At 60.1% G+C, this 24,815-nt stretch carries 22 protein-coding genes; 19 read left to right on the top strand and 3 right to left on the bottom strand.

Going from position 1 to position 24,815, the window contains the following annotated elements:
- Window positions 1-65 precede the first annotated feature (65 nt).
- The 4 genes from phnC (at window position 66) to phnE (QMM04_RS06250) (ending at window position 3,917) form a co-directional block, all read left to right on the top strand.
- Complete coding sequence (gene phnC, locus QMM04_RS06265; RefSeq protein WP_021509805.1) at window positions 66-893, top strand: phosphonate ABC transporter ATP-binding protein; 828 nt, start codon at window positions 66-68, stop codon at window positions 891-893.
- A 26-nt stretch (window positions 894-919) separates the two neighbouring features.
- Window positions 920-1,849, top strand: a complete 930-nt coding sequence (gene phnD, locus QMM04_RS06260) for a phosphonate ABC transporter substrate-binding protein (RefSeq protein WP_031280167.1) — start codon at window positions 920-922, stop codon at window positions 1,847-1,849.
- Between the two features lie 323 nt (window positions 1,850-2,172).
- The gene (gene phnE / locus QMM04_RS06255; RefSeq protein WP_282995837.1) at window positions 2,173-3,036 is read left to right on the top strand and encodes a phosphonate ABC transporter, permease protein PhnE; all 864 of its coding nucleotides are present in this window, start codon (window positions 2,173-2,175) and stop codon (window positions 3,034-3,036) included.
- Entirely contained in the window at window positions 3,033-3,917 is an 885-nt protein-coding gene (gene phnE, locus QMM04_RS06250; RefSeq protein ID WP_021509808.1) for a phosphonate ABC transporter, permease protein PhnE, read from the top strand. The genes phnE (QMM04_RS06255) and phnE (QMM04_RS06250) overlap by 4 nt, the downstream gene beginning before the upstream one ends.
- Here the strand turns inward: phnE (QMM04_RS06250) and QMM04_RS06245 are convergent.
- Window positions 3,871-6,456 (bottom strand): ATP-binding protein, encoded by a 2,586-nt coding sequence (locus tag QMM04_RS06245; RefSeq protein ID WP_282995836.1) that lies wholly within the window; start codon window positions 6,454-6,456, stop codon window positions 3,871-3,873. The genes phnE (QMM04_RS06250) and QMM04_RS06245 overlap by 47 nt on opposite strands.
- A gap of 144 nt (window positions 6,457-6,600) precedes the next feature.
- Here QMM04_RS06245 and QMM04_RS06240 point away from each other — a divergent pair, with 144 nt between their 5' ends.
- The 6 genes from QMM04_RS06240 to QMM04_RS06215 all read left to right on the top strand — a co-directional run bounded on the left by QMM04_RS06240 (window position 6,601) and on the right by QMM04_RS06215 (window position 13,001).
- Window positions 6,601-8,106, top strand: coding sequence for a sugar ABC transporter ATP-binding protein (locus QMM04_RS06240; RefSeq protein WP_282995835.1), 1,506 nt, complete (start codon window positions 6,601-6,603; stop codon window positions 8,104-8,106).
- Window positions 8,107-8,116: 10 nt separating this feature from the next.
- Window positions 8,117-9,100 carry a COG4158 family protein gene (locus QMM04_RS06235; RefSeq protein ID WP_021509811.1) on the top strand — a complete coding sequence of 328 codons (984 nt, stop codon included), beginning with the start codon at window positions 8,117-8,119 and terminating at the stop codon, window positions 9,098-9,100.
- A 291-nt stretch (window positions 9,101-9,391) separates the two neighbouring features.
- Window positions 9,392-10,330: an ABC transporter substrate-binding protein gene (locus QMM04_RS06230; protein WP_021509812.1), complete on the top strand. Its 939-nt coding sequence runs from the start codon at window positions 9,392-9,394 to the stop codon at window positions 10,328-10,330.
- A gap of 57 nt (window positions 10,331-10,387) precedes the next feature.
- Window positions 10,388-11,071: a D-lyxose/D-mannose family sugar isomerase gene (locus QMM04_RS06225; protein WP_021509813.1), complete on the top strand. Its 684-nt coding sequence runs from the start codon at window positions 10,388-10,390 to the stop codon at window positions 11,069-11,071.
- A 12-nt stretch (window positions 11,072-11,083) separates the two neighbouring features.
- Window positions 11,084-11,944 (top strand): ketose 1,6-bisphosphate aldolase, encoded by an 861-nt coding sequence (locus QMM04_RS06220; protein WP_058757359.1) that lies wholly within the window; start codon window positions 11,084-11,086, stop codon window positions 11,942-11,944.
- A gap of 1 nt (window position 11,945) precedes the next feature.
- Window positions 11,946-13,001 (top strand): carbohydrate kinase family protein, encoded by a 1,056-nt coding sequence (locus tag QMM04_RS06215; protein ID WP_282995834.1) that lies wholly within the window; start codon window positions 11,946-11,948, stop codon window positions 12,999-13,001.
- On the opposite strand, the gene QMM04_RS06210 is transcribed toward QMM04_RS06215, so the two are convergent.
- Window positions 12,935-13,684: a response regulator transcription factor gene (locus QMM04_RS06210; RefSeq protein WP_282995833.1), complete on the bottom strand. Its 750-nt coding sequence runs from the start codon at window positions 13,682-13,684 to the stop codon at window positions 12,935-12,937. The genes QMM04_RS06215 and QMM04_RS06210 overlap by 67 nt on opposite strands.
- 454 nt (window positions 13,685-14,138) lie before the next feature.
- Between QMM04_RS06210 and QMM04_RS06205 the strand changes: the two genes are divergently transcribed.
- Together QMM04_RS06205 and QMM04_RS06200 are read left to right on the top strand one after the other, a co-directional pair.
- Window positions 14,139-15,437: an NCS2 family permease gene (locus QMM04_RS06205; RefSeq protein WP_021509817.1), complete on the top strand. Its 1,299-nt coding sequence runs from the start codon at window positions 14,139-14,141 to the stop codon at window positions 15,435-15,437.
- 338 nt (window positions 15,438-15,775) lie between these two features.
- Complete coding sequence (locus QMM04_RS06200) at window positions 15,776-16,072, top strand: hypothetical protein (protein WP_262257687.1); 297 nt, start codon at window positions 15,776-15,778, stop codon at window positions 16,070-16,072.
- Between the two features lie 46 nt (window positions 16,073-16,118).
- On the opposite strand, the gene QMM04_RS06195 is transcribed toward QMM04_RS06200, so the two are convergent.
- Complete coding sequence (locus QMM04_RS06195) at window positions 16,119-17,573, bottom strand: AMP nucleosidase (protein ID WP_021509819.1); 1,455 nt, start codon at window positions 17,571-17,573, stop codon at window positions 16,119-16,121.
- A gap of 74 nt (window positions 17,574-17,647) precedes the next feature.
- Here QMM04_RS06195 and QMM04_RS06190 point away from each other — a divergent pair, with 74 nt between their 5' ends.
- From QMM04_RS06190 to QMM04_RS06160, 7 genes are all read left to right on the top strand, one after another.
- Complete coding sequence (locus QMM04_RS06190) at window positions 17,648-17,809, top strand: hypothetical protein (protein ID WP_155519940.1); 162 nt, start codon at window positions 17,648-17,650, stop codon at window positions 17,807-17,809.
- Window positions 17,810-17,971: 162 nt separating this feature from the next.
- Entirely contained in the window at window positions 17,972-19,030 is a 1,059-nt protein-coding gene (locus QMM04_RS06185) for a branched-chain amino acid ABC transporter substrate-binding protein (protein ID WP_185749265.1), read from the top strand.
- An 81-nt stretch (window positions 19,031-19,111) separates the two neighbouring features.
- Entirely contained in the window at window positions 19,112-20,026 is a 915-nt protein-coding gene (locus QMM04_RS06180) for a branched-chain amino acid ABC transporter permease LivH (RefSeq protein WP_282995832.1), read from the top strand.
- A 10-nt stretch (window positions 20,027-20,036) separates the two neighbouring features.
- Complete coding sequence (gene livM / locus QMM04_RS06175; RefSeq protein ID WP_282995831.1) at window positions 20,037-21,320, top strand: high-affinity branched-chain amino acid ABC transporter permease LivM; 1,284 nt, start codon at window positions 20,037-20,039, stop codon at window positions 21,318-21,320.
- A complete protein-coding gene (locus QMM04_RS06170) occupies window positions 21,313-22,188 on the top strand; it encodes an ATP-binding cassette domain-containing protein (protein WP_021509824.1) in 876 nt (291 codons plus the stop codon). The genes livM and QMM04_RS06170 overlap by 8 nt, the downstream gene beginning before the upstream one ends.
- The gene (locus QMM04_RS06165) at window positions 22,181-22,930 is read left to right on the top strand and encodes an ABC transporter ATP-binding protein (RefSeq protein ID WP_058757363.1); all 750 of its coding nucleotides are present in this window, start codon (window positions 22,181-22,183) and stop codon (window positions 22,928-22,930) included. The genes QMM04_RS06170 and QMM04_RS06165 overlap by 8 nt, the downstream gene beginning before the upstream one ends.
- A 120-nt stretch (window positions 22,931-23,050) precedes the next feature.
- Entirely contained in the window at window positions 23,051-24,472 is a 1,422-nt protein-coding gene (locus tag QMM04_RS06160; protein WP_058781328.1) for an EmmdR/YeeO family multidrug/toxin efflux MATE transporter, read from the top strand.
- Window positions 24,473-24,815: the final 343 nt, after the last annotated feature.

Raw genomic sequence — 24,815 nt, 5'->3', positions numbered from 1 at the left:
CAGACCTTCATCGCCAGTGTCCGTAATAACGGGCAATCAACACCTCAGAAGAGATGGAGCGCAACATGGCACAGGCACTACTCAAAACCGTCGTCGACAATGCACATCCTGCCCAGCGCCATGGCGACAAGGTGCTGTCGGTGCAGGGGCTGTGCAAAGCCTTCGGTGATAACCGCGTGCTGGATGATGTCAGTTTCGATCTGCATGCGGGCGAGCTGGTGGCGGTAATCGGCCGCTCGGGCGCAGGCAAATCGACCCTGCTGCATATGCTGAACGGCACCATTGCCAGCAGCGAAGGCGCGATTCTCAGCATGCGTCACGGCGAGGCGGACCGCGATGTGGTGACGCTCAACAGCCGGCAGATGCGCGAGTGGCGCAGCGAGTGTGGCATGATCTTTCAGGACTTCTGCCTGGTGCCGCGCCTCGACGTGCTGACCAACGTGCTGCTGGGCCGGCTCAGCCAGACCTCAACGCTGAAATCCTTTTTCAAAATCTTCTCCGACACCGACCGTGCGCAGGCGATTGAACTGCTGCAGTGGATGAACATGCTGCCGCAGGCGCTGCAGCGGGCGGAGAATCTGTCCGGCGGCCAGATGCAGCGCGTCGCCATCTGCCGCGCGCTGATGCAGCGCCCGAAAATCCTGCTGGCCGACGAGCCGGTGGCGTCGCTCGATCCTAAAAATACCAAACGCATCATGGATGTGCTGCGCCAGGTGAGCGAGCAGGGCATCAGCGTGATGGTCAACCTGCACTCGATTGAACTGGTGCAGCAGTATTGCACCCGGGTGATCGGCATCCAGCGCGGCAAAGTGCTGTTTGACGGCCATCCCGCTCAGTTGACCGACAGCCTGCTGCATGCGCTGTACGGCGACGAAATTAACCAGCTCCACTAACTCCCACGGCAAGAGAAAATCTCACAATGAAACTGACTGCTTTAGCTTTACTGACAGGCGCTCTGATGGCTTTTGGCGTTAACGCAGCGGATGCACCGAAACAGCTTAACCTGGGAATTCTGGGCGGGCAGAACGCCACCCAGCAGATTGGCGATAACCAGTGTGTGAAAACCTTCTTCGACAAAGAGCTGGGCGTGGATACGCAGCTGCGCAACTCGTCTGACTATGCCGGCGTGATTCAGGGGCTGCTGGGCAATAAGATCGATATGGTGCTGAGCATGTCGCCGGCGTCTTATGCCTCGGTCTATCTGCAAAACCCGAAGGCCGTGGATATCGTCGGTATCGTGGTGGACGACAAAGATGGCTCGAAAGGCTACCACTCGGTGGTGATCGTCAAAGCCGACAGCCCGTATAAGAAGCTGGAAGATCTGAAAGGTAAATCGTTTGGCATGGCCGATCCGGATTCCACCTCCGGCTTCCTGATGCCCAATCAGGCCTTTAAGAAAGAGTTTGGCGGTACGGTGGATGATAAGTACAACAACACCTTCTCCAGCGTGACGTTTTCCGGTGGCCACGAGCAGGACATCCTCGGCGTGCTGAATGGCCAGTTCGACGGCGCGGTGACCTGGACGTCGCTGATTGGCGATTACAACAGTGGCTATACCTCGGGGGCCTTTGGTCGTCTGATTCGTATGGATCACCCGGATCTGATGAAGCAGATCCGCATCATCTGGCAGTCGCCGCTGATTCCTAACGGCCCGATTCTGGTGAGTAATAACCTGCCCGCTGACTTCAAAGCGAAAGTGGTGGCCGCGATCAAAAAGCTGGATAAAGAAGATCACAGCTGCTTTGTTAAAGCGGTGGGCGGTGCCCAGCACATCGGCGCCGCCAGCGTCGCGGATTACCAGAATATCATCGATATGAAGCGCGACCTGATGAAGGGTGCTCGCGGGTAACGAGCGGGTGGCTTCGTGCGGTTTTTCCCTCACCCCAGCCCTCTCCCGGGGGGAGAGGGGGCCGCACGAGCTACCGGACAATTCCCTCGCCGCTGGCGGGAGAGGGAGCCGCACGAGCCGGCATTGTTTACCGGACAATTCCCTCGCCGCTGGCGAGAGAGGGGGTCGCACGTGCCGGCATTGTTTACCGGACTATTCCCTCGCCGCTGGCAGTAGAGGATGGAGCACGTGCCTGCATCATACTGCCGGACAATTCCCTCTCCCGCTGGCGGGAGAGGGTTAGGGTGAGGGCAATCCCTCGCCATCAACAAAGGATCTCTCCCTTGACCGATTTCGAACACTACTACCAACGTATTCGCCGCCAGCAAAAACGCGACACGCTGCTGTGGTCGCTGCTGCTGGTGGCGCTCTATCTCGCGGCCGGCAACGTGGCGGAATTCAACCTGGTCACGGTCTGGCAATCGCTGCCTCACTTCTTTGACTACATCGGCGCGACGCTGCCGGTGCTGCACCTGCCGCTGCTGTTCGCGGACGTCAAAACCGAAGGTTCGCTGGCTTATTGGGGCTATCGCCTGCACTTTCAGCTGCCGCTGATCTGGGAAACCCTGCAGCTGGCGCTGTCCTCCACCCTGATTGCAGTACTGATTGCCGCCATGCTGGCGTTTTTCGCCGCTGATAACACCCAGACGCCGCGCAGCCTGCGCATGGCGATTCGCGCCTTTGTTGCCTTCCTGCGTACCATGCCGGAGCTGGCGTGGGCGGTAATGTTCGTGATGGCGTTCGGCATCGGCGCTATCCCCGGCTTTCTGGCGCTGGCGCTGCACACCATCGGCAGTCTGACCAAACTGTTCTACGAATCAATTGAGAGCGCCTCCGACAAACCGGTGCGCGGTCTCGCCGCCTGTGGTGCCAGCAAGCTGCAGCGTATGCGCTTCGCCTTCTGGCCGCAGGTGAAACCGACCTTTCTCTCCTACAGCTTTATGCGGCTGGAAATTAATTTCCGCTCCTCCACCATCCTCGGGCTGGTAGGCGCGGGCGGCATCGGTCAGGAGCTGATGACCAACATCAAACTGGATCGCTACGATCAGGTCAGCATGACGCTGCTGCTGATCATCGTGGTGGTATCGCTGCTGGATACGCTATCCGGCTGGCTGCGCCGCCGTGTAGTTGAAGGAGACGTAAAATGATCGCCTTAGCGCCCGACGTGGCGAAACTGAAACAGCAGCACGCTGCACTGTTTGCCGCGCAAAACCGTTATCTGCGGCGCATCGCGCTGATTGCACTGGCGCTGGTGCTCTACTATCTGTTCTTCTTCAGCGTGTTCGGCATCGACTGGCAGCGCTTTGTCATCGGCTGCCAGCAGCTCGGACGCTATTTCCTGCGCATGTTCGTCTGGCAGGATTTCGTCAACTGGCCGTTTGGCTACTATTTCTCGCAGGTCGGCATCACGCTGGCTATCGTGTTTGCCGGCACGCTCACCGCCACCGTCATCGCGCTGCCGGTCTCCTTTCTGGCGGCGCGCAATGTGATGCACGATCCGCTGACGCGGCCGATATCACTGCTGGTGCGCCGGCTGCTGGATGTGCTGCGCGGCATCGACATGGCCATCTGGGGATTGATCTTCGTGCGGGCGGTAGGCATGGGGCCGCTGGCCGGGGTGCTGGCGATTGTGATGCAGGACATCGGCCTGCTGGGCAAGCTGTATGCGGAAGGGCATGAAGCGGTTGAACGTTCACCCAGTCGCGGCCTGAGCGCAGTGGGGGCCAACAGCCTGCAAAAACACCGTTACGGCATTTTTACCCAATCGTTTCCCACCTTTCTCGCGCTGAGTCTGTATCAGATTGAATCCAACACCCGCTCGGCGGCGGTGCTGGGTTTTGTCGGCGCCGGTGGCGTCGGGCTGGTCTACGCCGAAAACATGCGCCTGTGGAACTGGGATGTGGTGATGTTCCTCACCGTGATTCTGGTGGTAGTCGTGATGGTGATGGACGCCATCTCCAGCCGGCTGCGTAAACGCTACATCATCGGGAAAGGGGTGCCGCTGTGGCAGCCTGCCGCGCGCGACTGAGCCGTTCACTGCGCTGCCAGGCGCGCTCCAGCGCCTGCACCAGCTGCGCCTGCTGCCAGGGTTTCGCCAGCCGTTCACACAGCGGTAGCGTCACCGGCGTCTGGCGCAGATCCTGACCGCTGATCAGCAGGGTGGCCAGCTGTGGCCACTGCTGCTGCGCCTGACGAATCACATCCGCACCGTTCAGGGCGCCCGGCAGCATCAGGTCACTGATCAGCAGATCGATATCCGGCGTCTGGCGCAGCAGCGTCAGCGCGCTCTCGCCGTCAGCACACTCCAGCGTCAGATAACCCAGCTGATGCAGATGTTCGCACAGCGTCTGGCGCACCGCCGGCTCGTCATCCAGCACCAGTATCAGGCGATCGCGGCTGGCACGCGGCGTCAGCACCGGCGCGCTCACCAGCTGCTGCGCGGCTTCCGGCGCGCGCGGCAGCAGCAGACGCACCGTGGTGCCCTGGCCCGGCGCGGTCTCCAGTTCGATCTGTCCGCCGGACTGGCGCACAAATCCGTACACCATCGACAGCCCCAGCCCGCTGCCGCTGCCGGTGGCTTTGGTGGTAAAGAAGGGTTCAAACACCTGTTCCCGCACCTCGGCGGACATGCCGCAGCCGTGGTCAATCACTTCAATGGTGACGCGGTCGCGCTTGCCATCGGCCTCCTGAATCCGCTGATTCCAGATGCGCAGGCGAATTTCGCCGCTCTGGCGCTCCATGGCATCGCGCGCGTTCACCACCAGATTCATCAGGGCGTTCTCCAGCTGGCCGGCATCAATCCACGCCGGCCAGCCGGGGCGCTGCGCATCTACCACCAGATGCTGGCCGGGCAGCAGGGAGTGCTGCAGCAGCGACTGCAGATTTTCCACCAGCTCCACCACTGCAACGGCACGCGGATAAAGTGCCTGTTTGCGTGAGAAGGCCAGCAGACGCTGCGTCAGCTGAGCGGCACGATCGGCGGCCAGCCGCGCGCGCTCAATGCGGCTGGCCAGCGTGCCGGGCGGCAGCTGATCGACGGTCAGCGCCAGGCTGCCGATGATCACCGCCAGCAAATTATTGAAATCGTGCGCCAGGCCGCCGGTCAGCTGACCGACCGCTTTCATCTTCTGGCTGTGCAGCAGCGCCGCTTCCAGCGCCTTACGTGAGGTGCGCTCCAGCACCGTGTTGACCATGCCGCGCCGCGGCACCGGGCTGAAGCGCAGTTCCAGCGTGCGGCCATCCGGCAACCTGACTTCCTGCGCGTCATGCAGGCTGCTGAGCTGCACATCGACGCGATCAAGCAAACGCTGATAGTGCATGCCGCGATGCAGCTCGCGCGGCGCGAAGCCCAGCAGTTCGGCGTACTGCGCGTTCCACACCACCAGCTGACCGCTGTTATCAAACAGCGCGAAGCCGTCGCGCATGGCGAGGAAGGTCGATTCCAGCTGGTTGCTTTTCTCTTTCAGTAGCTGCGAGGTGTGGGCCAGCGAAGCGGTGTTGCGCGCGAACACGTTAAAGGCGCGCGCCAGATCGCCCAGCTCATCGCGCCGTGCCAGGCCGGGCACGCTGACGCTTTTCTCCCCCTGCGCCAGCCGCGTCATGGCGTGCGCGATGGCGGTAAGGCTGGAACCGAGATTGCGGTAGATGTAGTAACCGGCGTAACCGGTAATCAGCAGCGCCAGTAACATAAACAGACCGATGAAACCGATGATTGAATCCAGTTCCTGATGGGCGGTGGCGCTGCGCGCATCGCTCTGCTGCGCCACCAGCTGAACGTAGTGGGTGATGTCTTCGTTGAGCATCGCCACCAGCGCCTTGATGCGATACGTGGCGTAGGCGATGGCGATGTCACTCTGCTCCAGCTGACCGGCCACCGGCAGCAGCTGCTGGCTGGTGCTGACCAGCCGCGCGCGCTGCATCGCCAGCACGCCCTGCAGCGGCAGCGCAGACCAGATCGGCAGCACGCTGTTGAGCTGTTGCACTGCGGCCTGCGGCGTGGCGGACTTAATTGCCACGGTTAACAGCGCGGCCGTCTGCTGGCGCAGCGGCAGAAACGCGCCGTCGCTGGCCAGCAGGTCGATACGGTTGAGCAGCAGCTGCGCCTGCCACAGGCCGCTGAGCATCACGTTACGCTGTAAATGGCGCTGATGCCCCTCCAGCAGCAGCTGGCTGATGCTTTGCTCCAGCATCTGGCTGCGCTCGCGGATGCGTGCCAGCAGCGCCGGCTGCTGTGCGGCCAGCGGCGCGCTGGCCAGCTGACTCAGCGACTGCTGCAGCGCCTGCTGGGTCTGCTGCAGACGCGCCGATTCGCTCTGGTATTCGAGCGCGCCCACCACCTGCGCCAGCCGCACCGCGGCGATGGCAACATTGGCCGTATCACGCGCCAGCGCCAGGCTGCCGTTCATATCGGCCAGCGTTTGTGCCTGTGCCTGCTCCTGAATGTGACCGGCGTGGCGAAAACCGAAAATAGCCACCAGGCTCACCGCCAGCGTAACGCTCACCACCAGCAGGTTAAACATCAGCAGGCGCCCGCGCGCGCCGGCGTGCCAGTGCAGACTGTGACTCATTGCTGCCGCTCCTCACCGCTCAACTCCGGCGAGTATAGAAGCGCGGCCGGGGCGCAATATGACAAATATGAACGGCGTCTGACATTTTCCATTTATCTGGCGTTGCTTAACTCGCGGCTATCCACTGGCAGCAGGAGCCTGAAGATGGCGGCGACACCGATATTAGAAATGCGGGCAATTACCCGGCGCTTCGGCAGCTTCTATGCGCTGAAAGGCGTCGACCTGACCGTCTGGCCGGGTGAAGTGCACGCGCTGATGGGCGAAAACGGTGCCGGTAAAAGTACCTTAATGAAGATTCTGGCCGGCGCGTATACCGCCAGCAGCGGGGAAATTCTTATCGATGGTCAACCCTACGCCATCCGGGGCCCGAAAGAGGCGCTGGCGGCAGGGATCACCCTGATTTATCAGGAAATCAACCTGGCGCCGAATCTGACGGTGGCGGAAAACATCTTTCTCGGCAGTGAGATTTCCCGTGGCGGGCTGGTGAAGCGTCGCCAGATGGCGGAAGAAGCGCAGCAGGTGATTAACCGCCTTGGCGCGCAGTTCAGCGCCACCGATCTGGTGAGCCGCCTGAGCATCGCTGAACAGCAGCAGGTGGAAATTGCCCGCGCGCTGCATCGCAACAGCCGCATCCTGGTGATGGACGAACCCACCGCTGCGCTCTCGAATCGCGAAACCGAACAGCTGTTTGCACTAATCAAACGCCTGCGCAGCGAAGGCATGGCGATCATCTACATCAGCCACCGCATGGCAGAAGTGTATGAGCTCTCCGATCGCGTCAGCGTGCTGCGCGACGGGCAGTACGTCGGCAGCCTGACGCGCGAACAGCTGAACGCCAGCGAACTGGTGCGCATGATGGTTGGCCGTCCGCTCAGCGATCTGTTCAACAAAGATCGCGCCATTAGCTTCGGCGAAATTCGCCTGGCGGTAAATCATCTGACCGACAACCGCAAAGTGCATCCCAGCAGCCTCGCGGTGCGCGCCGGGGAGATTGTCGGGCTGGCCGGGCTGGTCGGTGCCGGCCGCAGCGAGCTGGCGCAGCTGATTTTTGGTGTGCATCAGCCAGCCGGCGGGGAAATCTGGATCGACGGTGAAAAAGTGCAGATTAACTCGCCGCGAGACGCCATTGCGCGCGGCATCGGTTTCCTGACCGAAAACCGCAAAGAGCAGGGGCTGTTTCTGGAACTGGCGGCGCAGGAAAACATCGTGATGGCCACGCTTGAGCGCGATGCCAGCTTCGGCCTGCTTAACCGGCGCAAAGGGCAGAAGATCGCCAGCGAGGCGATTCAATCGCTGAATATCCGCGTGCCGCACGCCCAGGTGCGCGCCGGCGGCTTATCCGGCGGCAACCAGCAGAAGCTGCTGATTTCGCGCTGGGTATCGATAGCCCCCCGCATCCTGATTCTGGATGAGCCGACGCGCGGCGTAGATGTCGGTGCCAAGAGTGAAATCTACCGCATGATGAACCAGATGGCGCAGCAGGGCGTGGCAATTTTGATGATCTCCAGCGAGCTGCCGGAAGTGGTGGGCATGAGCGACCGCGTATACGTGATGCGCGAAGGCACCATCGCCGGCGAGCTGAGCGGCGAGCAGATTAGCCAGGAAAACATAATGACACTGGCCACCGGCGCGCAGCCGGTCCAGGCCTGAGGAGACGGGAATGACCAGTGAAACCGCACGCGTAAAAAGTCCAACGCTAAAACGTGCGTTGATGAGTGACCTGCTGCAAACCGTGGGTATCTTGCCGATTCTGATCCTGATCGTGGCGGTATTTGGCTTTGTCGCCCCGAACTTTTTTACCGAAGCTAACCTGCTGAATATCACGCGTCAGGCCTCCATCAACATTGTGCTGGCGGCGGGCATGACGTTTGTCATTCTCACCGGCGGCATTGACCTGTCGGTTGGCTCAATGCTGGGTACCACGGCGGTGGTGGCGATGGTGGTGTCGCTCGATCCGGCGTTTGCCGGGCTGACCATCCCGGCCGCGCTCGGAGCCGGGCTGATCATGGGGCTGTTCAACGGCATTCTGGTCGCCTGGGCGGGCCTGCCGCCGTTTATCGTCACGCTGGGCACCTATACCGCGCTGCGCGGGGCGGCCTATCTGCTGGCTAACGGCACCACGGTGATCAATTCGGATATCAACTTTGAGTGGATAGGCAACGGTTATCTCGGCCCGATCCCGTGGCTGATCATCATTGCCTTTGCGGTGATTGCGCTGTGCTGGTTTATTTTGCGCCGCACCACGCTTGGCGTGCACATCTATGCGGTGGGCGGCAACATGCAGGCAGCGCGCCTCACCGGTATTAAAGTCGGCGCGGTGCTGGTGTTTGTCTACGCCATGAGCGGCCTGCTGTCCGGGCTGGGTGGCCTGATGAGCGCATCGCGCTTGTACAGCGCTAACGGCAACCTTGGCGTGGGCTATGAGCTGGACGCGATCGCCGCGGTGATTCTTGGCGGGACCAGCTTTGTCGGCGGCATTGGCACGATTACCGGCACGCTGATTGGCGCGCTGATTATCGCCACGCTGAACAACGGCATGACGCTGATGGGCGTGTCGTACTTCTGGCAACTGGTGATTAAGGGCGGGGTGATCATCATTGCGGTGCTGATCGATAAGTACCGTACGCGGCATCACGTGGGGTGAGGGGCGGCCGCTGGCCCTGGCCCTCACCCCAACCCTCTCCCGCTTGCGGGAGAGGGGGCTGTCCGGAGAGAAGATTTAGAAAACAAGTGCTTCACCTGAACACCACGCAGAACGGTTCCCTCTCTCGCTCGCGGGAGAGGGGGCAGCCCGGAGCGAAGATCTGGAAAACGAGAGCTTCACCTGAAAACTATGCAGAACGGTTCCCTCTCCCGCACGCGGGAGAGGGTTAGGGTGAGGGCAAAGGCAAAGGCAATCAGGGCATAAAACCAAAAAAGCAGGAGAACATCGACTATGCGTTTTAATCCGATTATCACCGGACTGCTGGCCGCGACGCTGTTCAGTGCGCCATTTGTGCAGGCCAAAGAACTGAAATCCATCGGCGTGACGGTGGGCGATCTGGCTAACCCGTTCTTCGTCCAGATCACCAAAGGGGCGGAGCTCAAGGCGCGTCAGCTGGCGGGCGATAAGGTCAACGTGACGCTGGTCTCCAGCGGCTATGATCTTGGCCAGCAGGTAGCGCAGATTGACAACTTCATTGCCGCTAAAGTGGACATGATCATCCTCAACGCCGCCGACTCCAAAGGCATCGCGCCGGCGGTGAAGCGTGCGCGTGATGCCGGCATCGTGGTAGTGGCGGTGGACGTGGCTGCGGACGGTGCCAATGCCACCATCACCTCTGACAACACCCAGGCCGGGGCCATGGCCTGTAAATACATCTCCGACCGCCTGAAAGCCAAAGGCAACGTGGTCATCATCAACGGACCACCGGTGTCAGCGGTGCAGAACCGCGTGGAAGGCTGCATGAATGAGCTGAAAACCCACCCGGACATCAAACTGCTCTCTTACAACCAGAACGCCAAAGGCAGTCGCGAAGGCGGACTGGAAGTGATGACCGGCCTGCTGTCGGCCAATCCGAAGATTGATGCCGTGTTCGCCATCAACGATCCTACCGCTATCGGTGCCGATCTGGCGGCGAAACAGGCGCAGCGTAACGAGTTCTTTATCGTCGGCGTCGATGGATCGCCAGACGGCGAAGAGGCGCTGAAGCGCAAAGGCTCGCTGTTTGTCGCGACACCAGCCCAGGATCCGCAGGTGATGGCGGCCAAAGCGGTTGAGATTGGCTATGACATCCTGCAGGGCAAGCCAGCGCCGGATAAGCCGGTGCTGATTCCGGTAACGCTGATCGATCGTAACAATGTCAGCAGCTACAAAGGCTGGACGGTGAAATAAGCCACACGGGCGTCGCGGTGCACCTTGCGCGCCGCGACGTCCGCCGGAGACGCAGCTATGCAACGTTCCGAAGTTAACGCTATTTTGCAACTGACCCGCGAATTCTTTCTGCGGCAGGATGTGCATCTGCCGCCGTGGGCCGATTACGGTCTCAGCCAGTGGCGCGCGCTGGACACCTCAGCCGCTGCCGAACTGCTGGCGCTGCACCTCGGCTGGGATGTCACCAGTTTTGGTGCCGATGATTTCAGCCAGACCGGCCTGACGCTGTTTACCCTGCGCAACGGTTCACGCGGCGGACAGCCGTGGGGCAAACCGTATGCGGAGAAGATCATGCACGTGCGCGAAGGGCAGGTGACGCCGATGCATTATCATCCGCAAAAAATGGAAGACATTATCAACCGCGGCGGTGGCAACCTGATTGTCACGCTACACAATCGCGACGGCGATCGGCTGGCGGATTCGCCGGTACAGGTCACGCTGGATGGCATCTGCCAGACCCATGCCGCCGGTTCCCAGCTGCGGCTGTCACCCGGCGAGAGCGTCACGTTACTGCCCGGTGTCTGGCACAGCTTCTGGGGCGAAACCGGCTACGGCGATGTGCTGGTGGGCGAAGTCTCCATGCCCAATGACGATGAGCACGACAACGTCTTTCTTACCCCGCTGGCGCGCTTTAATCCGATTGATGAGGATGAAGCGCCGCGCTGGCTGCTGTGTAACGAATATCACCGCTGGCTGGCATAACAGGAGTGTTCCATGGCACTGATCTCTCTGGCGCAGGGCCTCGCCCATGCGCAGCAGCACGGTTACGCGCTCGGCGCGTTCAACGTTCTCGATACCCACTTTCTGCGCGCGCTGTTCCATGCGGCGGAGCAGCAGCGTTCGCCGTTTATCATCAACATTGCCGAGGTGCATTTTAAATACGTCAGCCTGGAACCGTTGATCGCCGCTATCCGTGCCGAAGCGGCGCTGCACGCCATCCCGGTGGTGCTCAACCTCGATCACGGCCTGCATTTTGATGCGGTGATGCAGGCGATTCGCCTCGGCTTCACCTCGGTAATGTTCGATGGTTCAACCCTGAGCTATGACGAGAACATTCGCCAGACGCGGGAAGTGGTGAAGATGTGCCACGCGCTGGGCATTTCGGTCGAGGCTGAGCTGGGCGCCGTGGGCGGCGATGAGGGTGGCGCGCTGTTTGGCGAAGCGGACAGCAATAAATTCACCGACCCGGCGCTGGCGGCGGAATTTGTCCAGGCAACCGGCATCGACTGCCTCGCAGTGGCCATCGGCAACGCGCACGGCAAATACAAAGGCGAGCCAAAGCTTGATTTTGACCGTCTGGCGGCGATTCGCGCAGCGGCCGGCATTCCGCTGGTACTGCACGGCGGTTCCGGCATCAGCGACGCTGATTTCCGCCGCGCCATCAGCCTCGGCATCCACAAAATCAACTTCTACACCGGTATGTCGCAGGCGGCGCTCGGGGCGATTGAAACGCAAATCACCCAGCGCGACGCGCGCTACGACTCGTTCGCCGAACTGTTAATGGCGGTTGAACGCGACATCGCCAGCGTTGTGGCCCAGCAGATGCAGGTGTTTGGCAGCGCCGGGAGGGCCTGACATGGCAGCACGCAACGGCATTCTGGCGGCGGGTAATATGCTGGTGGATCACGTGCAGCGTATCAGCCACTGGCCAGAACAGGGCTGGCTGGCCGAGATTAGCCACAGCGAGAAATGCAGCGGCGGTGCGGCGCTGAATGTACTGTTTACCCTGGCGCGCATGCAGGTCGGTCTGCCGCTGGCCGCCGTGGGGATGCTGGGCGAGGACAGCGACGGCGATTACCTGCTGCAGCTGCTGGATGAACATCATGTGGATCGTCAGCACGTACAGCGCACCGGTGCGGCAGCCACGGCGATGACGCAGGTGATGACCGCGCCGGACGGTCAGCGCACCTTTTTTCATGCGCGCGGGGCCAATGCGCAGCTCGATGTGGCGCACTTCGCTCACCTCGCCACCGCGCACCGCATCTTCCACCTCGGCTATCTGCTGTTACTGGATAAGCTCGACCAGCCCGATGCGCAGTACGGTACCCGCAGTGCCCGGCTGCTGGCGGAGATGCAGCAGCGCGGCTATCTCACCTCGCTCGATCTGGTTTCGCGCGCCGGCGAGTATCAGGCGCTGGTGAAGCCGGCACTGCGCTGGCTCGATTATCTGGTGATTAACGAACTGGAAGCGCAGGCGCTCACCGGCATCGAGCTGCGCAGCAGTGGCACGCTGGCGTCACCGGCGGCGTTTGCTGCGGCGGCACGCTGGCTGCTGGCGCAGGGTGTGCGCCAGCGCGTGGTGATTCATGCACCGGAAGGCGCCTGGGGCCAGCAGCCAGCGGGCGACGGCCTGTGGCAGCCCGCCTGGTGCTTAGCGGCAGAAGAGATTGTCGGCAGCGTTGGGGCGGGCGATGCCTTCTGCGCCGGCGTGCTCTACGCCAGCCATCAGAACTACAGCCTTCAGCAGACATTAAAGCTGGCCCATACCTGCGCCAGCTTTAATCTGCATGCGGCCAACGCGCTGGACGGCATCCGGCCACTGAGCGAGATGCAGTGCTGGATGAATCAGGCGATTTGCGTTTCGCGCGTCGCGGCGGACGGGGGGCGCATCACATCGGCGGAAAAAACATAGCCCAGTCCGCGAATGGTGCGGATCAGGATCGGCTGATGCGGATTAGCCTCGATTTTGCGTCTGAGGCGCATGATCAGCACATCAATGGTGCGATCGAACACGTCGAGGCTCTCGCTGTGGGTAAGCTCCAGCAGCTGATCGCGCGTCAGGACCTTACGCGCGTGGCCGACCAGCGCGCGCAGCAGGCTGTATTCGCCCTGGGTGAGCGGTACGCTTTCACGCTGTGGATTGAACAGCTGACAACGCACATCATCCAGTCGCCAGCCATTAAACTGCCAGCCCTCATCAATCACCGTTTCCGGCTGCGCCAGTCGCCCGCAGCGCCGCAGCGCCGCACGGGCCCGCGCCACCACCACGCGGGGATTAAAGGGTTTGGCAATATAGTCGTCGGCGCCCATCTCCAGCCCAACCACCATATCGGCTTCCGATCCCATGCCGGTCAGCATGATCACCAGCAGCTCAGGGCGCTGACGCTGCATCTGCTGTAATACCAGCAGGCCGTTGGTATCGGGCAGCATCATATCCAGCATCACCAGGGAGATTTCCGGATGCTGCGCCAGCAGCGCCAGGGCGTCGCGCCCCTGATGACAGCTATAAACGGTAAACACATGTTCGCTCAGCACATCGTGCAGCAATTCGCAGATGGCACGATCATCATCAACGACCAGAATCGCGGGCTTCATTGCACTGCCTCTTTTGTTGCGAAAGGGTTAAACGCAGTGTAACCCGGCGTTTTTAAGCTGCTGAAACGCGCAGCAGAAACGTGAGCGCCATCGCCTGGCAGAGTGTGAAAGCGTGCGTTACCGCAATATTTCACCCCCGGCTGCGCACGGCGGGAAAACGTTTGCGCGCAGGTGGTGCAATGCACCATAATCGCGCCTCGTTCTGGTTCAGAATTTTCTTAGCCGCAACGGCACGCTGAAACGGAAACGATTGCGTCAGGGAGTGGCATAGCAATTGCTATGTGGACAGGGGATAGCACACGACGTTCTGCTGCCAGCGGTGGCAAAACGCCGGCATAAAAAAATAATTTTCCTCACTTTTTCCGCGTCAGCTTAGCCACCACGCGCGGAATAGCGGGAAAACGCCTTGGCAAGAGAGAGCAGGCCTGCGGGCCGTCTCCGCTGATGAGAGATGATGATGTTAGAAAAACTTTTTAAGTTAAAAGCACACCACACCACGGTGCGCACCGAAATCATTGCCGGTATTACGACCTTTCTGGCAATGGCCTACATCCTGTTTGTGAACCCCAGCATCCTGGGTGCGACCGGTATGGATAAAGGCTCGGTGTTTGTCGCCACCTGTCTGGCTGCAGCCATCGGTTCGATTCTGATGGGCCTGATCGCCAACTATCCGATCGCGCTGGCACCGGGCATGGGCCTGAACGCCTTCTTCACCTACACCGTGGTGTTGCATATGGGCTACACCTGGCAGATCGCGCTGGGTGCGGTGTTCCTCTCGGCGGTGATCTTCTTTGCACTGTCGATTTTTAAAATTCGCGAATGGATTATTGCCAGCATTCCGCTGCCGCTGCGTGCCGGGATTGCGGCAGGCATTGGCCTGTTCCTCGCACTGATTGCGCTGGAAGGGGCGGGCATCGTGGTGGATAACCCGGCTACGCTGGTCGGTCTGGGCGACCTGACCAAACCGGGTCCGCTGCTGGCGCTGCTGGGCTTCTTTATCATTGTGGTGCTGGAAGCGCGTCGCGTGACCGGCGCCGTACTGATCGGCATTCTGGTTGTTACCTTTATCTCGATGGGCATTGGCCTGACACCGTTCGCGGGCGTGTTCTCTGCGCCGCCGTCGATTGCGCCGACCTTTATGCAGCTGGATATCGCCGGCGCGTTCAACGTTGGCCTGGTGAGCGTGATCTTTGCGTTCCTGTTTGTCGACGTGTTTGATAACACCGGCACGCTGCTGGGCGTGACGAAACGCGCCGGTCTGGCCGATGAGCAGGGCAACGTGCCGAAAATGGGCCGTGCGCTGATCGCCGACAGCGCCGCTGCGCTGTTCGGTTCACTGCTGGGTACCTCAACCACCACCAGCTATGTGGAGTCCGCTGCGGGCGTCAGCGCCGGCGGCCGTACCGGTCTGACGGCGATTGTGGTCGCCATTCTGTTCCTGCTCAGCCTGTTCTTCTCGCCACTGGCGGGTAGCGTGCCGGTCTACGCCACGGCGCCAGCGCTGCTGTTCGTCGCGGTGCTGATGGCCTCCGGTCTGGCAGAAATTGACTGGAAAGATGTCACCACGGCGGCACCGGTCACCGTGACCGCGCTGACCATGCCGTTGACATACTCGATCGCCAACGGTATCGCCTTTGGTTTTATTACCTGGACGGTGGTGAAACTGCTGAGTGGCCGCACCAAAGAGGTCAATGCGGCGCTGGTGATTCTGTCGATTCTGTTTGTGATTAAACTCGGCTGGCTGAGTGCCTGATGCTGTGTAACGGAAGCCCACCCGGGCTTCCGTGTAAGTTGTTACATTCGCGTAATGATTGTTTGCGTGATGTCTCGCAATGCCTGCCCGTCGCCACTTTTCACTTTCAGGCCTGTTGTTTACTGTCTCTCCGTAAATTCTGCCATGCGCAAATTTTTTGCCTGCAGTGGCGGGATCGTGGAATGTTTAATCGCTGCCGCTCTGCTTAAATAGCGGTGTAGTGAGGCGATGACACAAGGTTGCTGAAGAAGGACAAGATAATGGATTATCCCGTTTGCACGCTGTCGCATCGGTTGCCGCCTCGCCTTCTGGCGTTAAGAAATCAGGGAGCACCGCTAATGGTACGATTAACCCAACACGTGGAACAGCTGGCGAACACCACCCACCTGTTACAGCAGGATGTCGCGGTCCTGACCGCGCGTTCTGAAAACCTTGCCACCAGAGCGGACGTGGAACGCGTGCGTACCGAACAGGGGCTGATGTGCAATCAACTGATGAATGAGATCGGTCAGGTGGAGAAGCGTATCGATAAAAAGTTCGAACGGTTAAATGACAGACTGATCTGGACCCTCATGTTGCCGGCTATCCTCGCCGTACTGGCATGGTTTGTAAAAGTGGCGGTGCTGAAAATTTAAGGTTGCCAGCAGAAATCCGGCCCGTCCATGGGCCGGAACAGCGGGTTTAGCGGAAGGGCGGTTCGTTGAAGGTACGTAGTTTTCTGGAGTGCAGTTTGTCACCCTCGGCGCGCAGCAGCTCAACCGCGCAGATGCCAATCTGCAGATGTTCCGAGATCGCGCCCTCATAGAAACGGTTGGCCTGGCCGGGCAGCTTGATCTCACCGTGCAGCGGTTTATCCGAGACGCACAGCAGGGTGCCGTACGGTACGCGGAAACGATAGCCCTGTGCGGCAATGGTGGCGCTCTCCATATCCACCGCCACCGCGCGGCTCAGGTTGAAGCGTAACGCAGATGCGGAGTAGCGCAGCTCCCAGTTGCGGTCGTCTGTGGTGACGACCGTACCGGTACGCAGGCGCTGCTTCACCTCTTCGCCGGGCATACCGCTGACCGCTTTGGTGGCGTCGTACAGGGCACGCTGCACCTCCGCGATGCTCGGGATCGGGATATCCGGTGGTAATACGCTGTCCAGCACGTGGTCGTCACGCAGATAGGCGTGCGCCAGCACGTAATCGCCGATGCTCTGGCTTTCACGCAGGCCACCGCAGTGACCAATCATCAGCCACGCATGTGGGCGCACCACCGCGAGGTGGTCGCAGATGGTTTTGGCGTTCGACGGACCGACGCCAATATTCACCAGCGTGATGCCGCGACGATTGGGCGAGGTTAAATGCCAGGCGGGCATCTGATGCTTTTTCCACGCCAGATCCGACATCATCGCCGTTGGGTCCTGCGTTTCCGCCGTGATCACCACATCGCCGGCGCAGGCGAGACTGTCGTACGGCGTGCTGGGATCCTGCACCTGCTCAATCGCCCAGCGCACGAACTCATCGACGTAGCGCGTGTAGTTGGTGAACAGCACAAACGGCTGGAAGTGTTCTACCGCGGTGCCGGTGTAGTGACGCAGGCGCGCCAGGGAGAAATCGGTGCGCAGCGCGTCGAAATGCGACAGCGGGAACAGCGCGTCGGCATTGAACAGGCCATCAGCGGTTTCATCGCCAATCTGCGACAACTCGGTCGTCGGGAAATGGCGCGCAATACTGGCGCTCATGGAGCGGTCCAGCGACAGGTCGGAGCCATCAATCACATAGGGATAAGGGATTTCCTGCTGTGACGGACCCACCTCAATCAGCACGTCGTACTCTTTTTCGATCATCTGCAGCTGTTCGCTGAGATAGTGTCGCAGCAGCGCCGGGCGCGTGATGGTGGTGCTGTAGCGACCGGTGTGGGTAAAACGTCCCCAGGCGCGGGTGCGATTTTGCTGCGGACCTTCACCCTGCCAGGTGATGCGCAGCTCCGGATAGACAAACAGCCCCTGCTGGCGCAGCCCGGCGTCCGGCAGTGTGCCGCTGGCAGTGAACGTGCGAATGGCGTTGCGCAGCGCTTCAACCGCGTCGTCATACAGACGCTCCAGTTGATCCAGCGCCTGTTCAGTGGTCAATCCGTTCCGTTGCGTATTCATAGATTCTCCTTCAGCAAGTTGGACCGATTTGACCAGAGCATAGCGGATAAACCTCTCATCACGATGAAGAATCTGTGATCGACCGCATTCTGCACCATCACGGTGCTGGTAGGCGGCAAAAGGCTGGCTATGTTTATCAGGTGCAGGGAGGCCACATCGCACGTTTTCCGCCCGGCTGCGATGCCGCTGCAAAAAAATTGTCACCGATTGTCTTCTCTGGCGAGCTTTTTGCTTAAATTTCAACCGTGGTCGCGCTGACCACACTGCTCTCGAAGTGTTTCAGATTGATTTCTCCCAGGCCGTGGTATGGCTCCGTTCCTGACCCGTTGAGGATTGAAAGCATGTCTTTGAAATTCATAAAACACCCATTGAAGGTGGTGATGGCAGGTTGTTTAAGCATGGCGTTCTACGCGCAGGCTGACATAAAGATTGGCGTGGCCGGTCCGTTTACCGGACCGAATGCTACGTACGGTACGCAATACTGGAAGGGCGCCAGCCAGGCCGCGGCGGACATTAACGCTGCGGGCGGCATAAACGGTGAAAAAATTGTGCTGGTGCAGGGCGATGACGCCTGCGAACCCAAGCAGGCGGTGGCCGTTGCCAACCGGCTGGTGGATCAGGACAAAGTGATGGCGGTGGTGGGCCATTTCTGCTCATCCTCGACCATGCCAGCCTCAGAGGTGTATGACGAGGCGGGCGTACTGGCGATTACGCCCGGTTCAACCAATCCACAAATCACCGAGCGCGGCATGAAAACCCTGTTCCGCATGTGCGGGCGTGATGACCAGCAGGGAACTATCGCCGCGAACTATATTCTCGATACGTTGAAAGCGAAGAAAGTGGCGGTGATCCACGATAAAGATACTTACGGTCAGGGGCTGGCGGATGCCACCAAAGCGGCGCTGGAGAAACGCGGCGTGAAAGAAGTGCTGTATGAGGGGCTGTCGCGCGGTGAAAAAGACTTTAACGCGCTGGTCACCAAAATCGGCGCGGTGAAACCGGATGTGGTCTATTTCGGTGGCTGTCATCCGGAGGCGGGTCCGCTGGTGCGGCAGATGCGTGAGCAGGGCGTCAATGCGGCTTTCTTCTCCGGCGACTGCATCGTGACGGAAGAACTGGTGACTGCCGCCGGCGGTCCGCAGTTCACTAAAGGCGTGTACATGACCTTCGGCAATGACCCGCGCACCATCGCGGATGGCAAAGCGGTGATTGAAAAATTCCGCGCCAGCGGTTTTGAGCCAGAAGGGTATACGCTCTACGCCTACGCCTCCATTCAGGCTCTGGCCGCCGCCTACAAAGCGGCAGGTAAAGACAATGTCAAAGCCAGCGACTGGCTGAAGGCCAACAGCGTTGACACCGTGATGGGCAAGAAGGCGTGGGACGAAAAAGGCGACCTGAAAGTCTCGGATTACGTGGTCTATCAATGGGATGACAAAGGCAAATATCACCAGCTGTAATTCGCTCTGCGGCCCCGCGCGCAGCGGGGCCGTTCGCATCTGAGCGTGTCCTGTGCACGCCTTCTACCTGCGAGAGACAATATGGACGCCTTCTTTATACAGCAGCTGATTAACGGCCTGACGCTGGGCGCGGTCTACGGGCTGATCGCCATCGGCTACACCATGGTTTACGGCATTATCGGCATGATTAACTTCGCCCACGGCGAGGTGTACATGATCTCTGCTTATCTGTGTGCGATCGGGCTGGCGCTGCTCAGCTACTTTGGCATTCACTCCTTTCCACTGCTGATCTTTGGCACGCTGTTGTTCACCATCGTGGTCACCGCTGCTTACGGCTGGGCCATTGAGCGCATTGCCTATCGCTCGCTGCGCAATTCCACCCGACTGGCACCGCTGATCTCTGCCATTGGCATGTCGCTGATTCTGCAAAACTATGTGCAGCTTAGTCAGGGACCGAATCAGCAGGGCATTCCCACCTTGCTCAGTGGCGTGCTGCGTATGGAGATCGACGGCGGCGTGGTGCAAATCACCTGGACCAAAGTGTTTATCCTGGTGGCGGCGCTGTGCGGGATGGCGCTGCTGACCTGGATTATCCAGTACACCAAACTGGGCCGTATCTGCCGTGCGGTCCAGCAGGATCGGCGCATGGCGTCGATTCTCGGTATCAATACCGACCGGGTGATTTCGCTGGTGTTTGTCATCGGCGCGGCGATGGCCGGGCTGGCCGGTGTGCTGGTTACCATGAATTACGGCACGTTTGATTTCTACGCCGGCTTCATTATCGGCATCAAAGCCTTCACCGCGGCGGTGCTGGGGGGCATCGGTTCGCTGCCCGGCGCGATGCTGGGCGGTTTGCTGCTGGGCGTGGCCGAGGCGCAGTTCGCCGGGCTGGTGAACTCCGATTACAAAGATGTGTTCTCGTTTTCGCTGCTGGTGGTGATTTTAATCTTCCGTCCGCAGGGACTGCTGGGCCGGCCGCTGGTCGCCAAAGTGTGAGGAAGCCAGAATGAAGGCAATGACGCAAACAAGCGGCATCCGTCAGGTGCTGCTCGACACGCTGCTGGCCGGTGCCGTCGCGCTGGTGGTGTTCGGCCCGGTAGTGGGCGTGGTGCTCAGCGGCTACAGTTTTACGCTGTCGCCGCTGCGCGTGGCGCTGCTGGTGGCGGTGGTGATGGCAGGACGTTTGCTGCTGGGGCTGTTTCTGCATACCGCCGTGGGGCGCCGTTTTCTGCGCAAGTTTGAGGGCAACGATGACGGCGTATACGTGCGTGAACCCGGGTACCGCTCGCGCCTGCGCTGTATAATACCGCTGCTGCTGGTTGTGGCCCTGGCGTTTCCGTTTCTCTCCAGCAAGTATCTGCTGACGGTGGCGATTCTCGGGCTGATCTATGTGCTGCTGGGACTCGGGCTCAATATCGTGGTCGGCCTCGCCGGGCTGCTCGATCTGGGCTATGTGGCATTTTACGCCATTGGTGCCTACGGGCTGGCGCTGGGCTATCAGTATCTCGGGCTGGGTTTCTGGAGCATGATCCCCATCGCTGCGCTGCTGGCGGCATTGGCCGGTGCGCTGCTGGGCTTTCCGGTGCTGCGCATGCACGGTGACTATCTGGCTATCGTCACGCTCGGCTTCGGTGAAATTATCCGGCTGGTGCTGAATAACTGGTTGTCGTTCACCGGGGGGCCGAACGGCGTCTCGGTGCCGTCACCGACCTTTCTCGGCCTTGAATTCGCCCGCCGGGCAAAAGAGGGCGGCATACCGTACCACCAGTTTCTGCATCTCGATTACAACCCCAACATGAAGTTCATCTTTATCTACGTCGTGCTGGTGCTGGTGGTGCTGCTGGTGCTGTTTATCAAGCACCGGCTGACGCGCATGCCGATTGGCCGGGCGTGGGAAGCTTTGCGTGAAGATGAAATCGCCTGTCGCGCTATGGGGCTGAATCACGTGCTGGTGAAGCTGTCGGCCTTCATGCTCGGTGCCTCAACCGCCGGTATTGCAGGGGTATTTTTCGCCAGCTATCAGGGGTTCGTTAATCCCACCTCGTTTACCTTTTTTGAGTCCGCGCTGATTCTGGCCATCGTGGTGCTGGGCGGGATGGGCTCGACGCTCGGCGTGGTGCTGGCCGCGTTTGTGCTGACGGTGGCGCCCGAGCTGCTGCGCAGCTTTGCCGAGTACCGCGTGCTGCTGTTTGGCATGTTGATGGTGCTGATGATGATCTGGCGTCCGCGCGGCCTGGTGCGCACCGCACGCGTCGGGGTGCCGCTGAGAAAAGGAGTACGCCATGAGTGATGCCATCCTGCAGGTGGATAACCTGATGATGCGCTTTGGCGGCATCAAAGCGCTGAATGATGTCAGCCTGCGCGTGGAGCGCGGCTCGGTCACCGCGCTGATTGGCCCCAACGGCGCGGGCAAAACCACGGTATTTAACTGCCTGACGGGATTTTATCGCGCCAGCGGCGGGCGCATTGTGCTCAATGCCCATCAGCGCAGCACCGATGTGATTCAGGTGCTGGGCCAGAAGATTCAGCCGGGTGACTGGCTGCGGCCGGCGCGGCTGGGCTCGCGCATCTGGTACAAGATGTTTGGCGGCGCACATCTGGTCAACCGCGCCGGTCTGGCGCGTACCTTTCAGAACATCCGCCTGTTTCGCGAGATGTCGGTGGTGGAAAACCTGCTGGTGGCGCAGCATATGCAGGTCAACCGTCAGCTGCTGGCCGGCATCCTCAATACCCGCGGCTATCGGGCAGCGGAGAGTCGCGCGCTCGATCGCGCTTTTTACTGGCTGGAGCGTGTTGATCTGGTCAGCAGTGCCAACCGGCTGGCCGGTACGCTCTCTTACGGCCAGCAGCGCCGGCTGGAGATTGCGCGCGCCATGTGCACCCGGCCGGAACTGATCTGCCTGGATGAGCCCGCAGCGGGGCTTAATCCGGTCGAAACCGAGGCGCTGAGCCAGATTCTGCACCAGCTGCGCGCCGATCATCGCATCAGCGTGCTGTTGATTGAACACGATATGCCGATGGTGATGCGCATTTCCGATCACATCGTCGTGCTGGATCACGGTGACGTGATCGCCCAGGGCACGCCGCAGCAGATTCGACACGATGCGAAGGTGATCGCCGCTTATCTCGGCGCGGAAGAGGAGAGCGAGCATGGCTGAAGCAATGCTGGCGTTTGAACAGGTGGATGTGTTTTACGGCCCGGTGCAGGCGCTGAAGCAGGTGTCGCTGACCGTGGCGGAAGGGGAAACCGTGGCGCTGATTGGGGCCAACGGTGCAGGAAAATCCACGCTGCTGATGTCTATTTTTGGTCAGCCGCGCATTGCCAGCGGTGAAATTCGCCTGCGCGGAGAGCCCATTAGCCAGCGGTCGACCCATTTTATCGCCGCCAGCGGTATTGCCCAGGCGCCGGAAGGACGGCGCATCTTTCCGGATATGACGGTGGAAGAGAACCTGCTGATGGGCACCATCGCCATCGGCGAGCGCTACATGAAGCAGGATAAAGAACGCATGTACACGCTGTTTCCACGCCTGCTGGAGCGGCGAAAACAGCGGGCAATGACACTCTCCGGCGGCGAGCAGCAAATGCTGGCGATCGCCCGAGCGCTGATGAGCCGGCCGCGTCTGCTGCTGCTGGATGAACCCAGCCTCGGGCTGGCCCCGCTGGTGGTAAAGCAGATTTTCAGCATCCTGCGCGAGCTGACGCAGCAGGGCATGACGCTGTTTCTGGTGGAGCAGAACGCGCGCCACGCGCTGCAACTGGCGGATCGCGGTTATGTGATGGTCAATGGCGAAATTCGTCTGAGCGGCAGCGGCAGCGAACTGTTGCATAACGAAGAGGTGCGCAGCGCCTATCTGGGCGGCAGCGTCGGCGCGGGCGGGGAGTCGGCGAAAAGTTTGTAATAATGATTAAATGGTGACGGGAAACACTTTGCATAATCGTTAGCAGCCTATCATCATTATTACTCTACTTCTTAACCAAAGTGATTTGGTACTCCCTTGCAAAATCCTGGCGTAGCAGTAATGCGGGCGATCAGAAACACGGCGTGGTATCCCAAACGCCGTGCTTATCGCACGCTGTTGTGGCGTGAAATCACCCCACTGGCGGTGCCCATCTTTATTGAGAACCTGTGCGTGATGCTGATGGGGGTTCTCAGTACCTTTCTGGTGAGCTGGCTGGGCAAAGAGGCGATGGCAGGCGTCGGGCTGGCCGACAGCTTCAACATGGTGATCATCTCCTTTTTTGCCGCTATCGATCTCGGTACCACGGTGGTGGTGGCGTTCAGCCTGGCCAAACGCAACGGTAAGCGGGCGCGTGCGGCGACGCGGCAGTCGCTGGGCCTGATGACGGTGCTGGCGTTTGTGCTGGTGATCGCCATCGAGTTCTGGGGGCATCTGATCGTGGACGTGATCGCCGGTAACGCCGAGCCGCAGGTAAAAGAACTGGCGCTCAGCTATCTGCAAACCTCCGCGTGGAGCTATCCGGCGGCGGCGATTGCGCTGATAGGCAGCGGCGCGTTGCGCGGTGCCGGCAACACCAAAATTCCGATGCTGATCAACGGCGGCATGAATATCCTGAACATCATCATCAGTAGCGTGCTGATTTACGGTGCGCTCGGCTGGGAAGGGATGGGGTTTGTCGGCGCCGGGCTGGGATTAACCATTTCACGCTATATCGGTGCCGCTGCGGCTATTTACGTGCTATATCGCGGCATCAGCCCGGCACTGAAAATCACGCTGGCCAGCTATTTCCGCCGCTGGGATCGCAACATCCTGATGGAAGTGCTGGGGATTGGCGTACCGGCCAGTATCGAATCGGTGTTGTTTAACGGCGGCAAACTGCTGACGCAGATTTTTGTCGCCGGCATGGGCACCAATGAGATCGCCGGTAATTTTATTGCCTTCTCCATCGCCACGCTGATTAACCTGCCGGGCAACGCGCTGGGTTCTGCGTCGACCATTATCACCGGCAGGCGCTTAGGGAAAAATCAGGTGATGCAGGCGGAGCGGCAGATCAAGCACGTATTCTGGCTGGCGATGATTGGGCTATGTACGCTGGCGTTTATCACTGTGCCGCTGGCGGGCACGCTGGCGCGATTCTACACCCGCGATCCGCAGGTGATTGAGGTAACCAAACACCTGATCTGGCTGAATGCCGCCTTTATGCCTATCTGGACCGCTTCCTGGGTGCTGCCGGCCGGGCTAAAAGGCGCGCGCGACGCACGGTACACCATGTATGTATCGATGTTCAGTATGTGGGGCGCGCGCGTGGTGGCCGGTTATCTGCTGGGTATAGTGCTGGGCATGGGGGTGATTGGCGTCTGGCTCGGTATGTTCCTCGACTGGACGGTGCGCGGTATCTGTTTCTGGTGGCGTTTGACCAGCGGCAAATGGCTGAACAATTACCGCAAAATGCTCGCGAAGAGCAGTGGCCCACAGGGCTGAGGAATCCCCAGAAAAAGACAGGCACAGGGTTTTGTGATCGGGTTATTGCGCCAGCAAAAACAGATCGCACCCTATGCCTGCCATACCCGGCCCCGCCTCAAGCCGCACGGCTATTTTCGGACTGACCGCTGCCTTTCCGCTGGCAACCTAACTCAGCGCTTTCGTGAATTCGAACATGATGCGACAACTGTGCGCCTTGCCAGTAAACCTAAAAAATTTTTTTAATTTCCTTAAGAATTGTCTTTATTGCGCCGTCCTGAAAATGAGAGCTTTCTTAGTGCGATGGGTGTAGAGATGATGGCAGTCAACTGGCAGACAATAGATAAGGTTGTATACATCAACC

This window comes from Pantoea sp. Pa-EAmG, from assembly GCF_030024295.1.
In the GTDB taxonomy this organism is placed as follows: Bacteria; Pseudomonadota; Gammaproteobacteria; order Enterobacterales; family Enterobacteriaceae; genus Pantoea; species Pantoea dispersa.
Note: the sequence above shows the minus strand (reverse complement) of the source record. Positions and strands in the feature narration are given on the sequence as shown.

Coding starts and splice junctions, on each gene's coding strand:
- phnC (WP_021509805.1), top strand. CDS start 66: ATGGCACAGGCACTACTCAAAACCGTCGTCGACAATGCACATCCTGCC.
- phnD (WP_031280167.1), top strand. CDS start 920: ATGAAACTGACTGCTTTAGCTTTACTGACAGGCGCTCTGATGGCTTTT.
- phnE (WP_021509808.1), top strand. CDS start 3,033: ATGATCGCCTTAGCGCCCGACGTGGCGAAACTGAAACAGCAGCACGCT.
- QMM04_RS06245 (WP_282995836.1), bottom strand. CDS start 6,456: ATGAGTCACAGTCTGCACTGGCACGCCGGCGCGCGCGGGCGCCTGCTG.
- QMM04_RS06240 (WP_282995835.1), top strand. CDS start 6,601: ATGGCGGCGACACCGATATTAGAAATGCGGGCAATTACCCGGCGCTTC.
- QMM04_RS06235 (WP_021509811.1), top strand. CDS start 8,117: ATGACCAGTGAAACCGCACGCGTAAAAAGTCCAACGCTAAAACGTGCG.
- QMM04_RS06230 (WP_021509812.1), top strand. CDS start 9,392: ATGCGTTTTAATCCGATTATCACCGGACTGCTGGCCGCGACGCTGTTC.
- QMM04_RS06225 (WP_021509813.1), top strand. CDS start 10,388: ATGCAACGTTCCGAAGTTAACGCTATTTTGCAACTGACCCGCGAATTC.
- QMM04_RS06220 (WP_058757359.1), top strand. CDS start 11,084: ATGGCACTGATCTCTCTGGCGCAGGGCCTCGCCCATGCGCAGCAGCAC.
- QMM04_RS06215 (WP_282995834.1), top strand. CDS start 11,946: ATGGCAGCACGCAACGGCATTCTGGCGGCGGGTAATATGCTGGTGGAT.
- QMM04_RS06210 (WP_282995833.1), bottom strand. CDS start 13,684: ATGAAGCCCGCGATTCTGGTCGTTGATGATGATCGTGCCATCTGCGAA.
- QMM04_RS06205 (WP_021509817.1), top strand. CDS start 14,139: ATGATGTTAGAAAAACTTTTTAAGTTAAAAGCACACCACACCACGGTG.
- QMM04_RS06200 (WP_262257687.1), top strand. CDS start 15,776: ATGGTACGATTAACCCAACACGTGGAACAGCTGGCGAACACCACCCAC.
- QMM04_RS06195 (WP_021509819.1), bottom strand. CDS start 17,573: ATGAATACGCAACGGAACGGATTGACCACTGAACAGGCGCTGGATCAA.
- QMM04_RS06185 (WP_185749265.1), top strand. CDS start 17,972: ATGGCGTTCTACGCGCAGGCTGACATAAAGATTGGCGTGGCCGGTCCG.
- QMM04_RS06180 (WP_282995832.1), top strand. CDS start 19,112: ATGGACGCCTTCTTTATACAGCAGCTGATTAACGGCCTGACGCTGGGC.
- livM (WP_282995831.1), top strand. CDS start 20,037: ATGAAGGCAATGACGCAAACAAGCGGCATCCGTCAGGTGCTGCTCGAC.
- QMM04_RS06170 (WP_021509824.1), top strand. CDS start 21,313: ATGAGTGATGCCATCCTGCAGGTGGATAACCTGATGATGCGCTTTGGC.
- QMM04_RS06165 (WP_058757363.1), top strand. CDS start 22,181: ATGGCTGAAGCAATGCTGGCGTTTGAACAGGTGGATGTGTTTTACGGC.
- QMM04_RS06160 (WP_058781328.1), top strand. CDS start 23,051: ATGCGGGCGATCAGAAACACGGCGTGGTATCCCAAACGCCGTGCTTAT.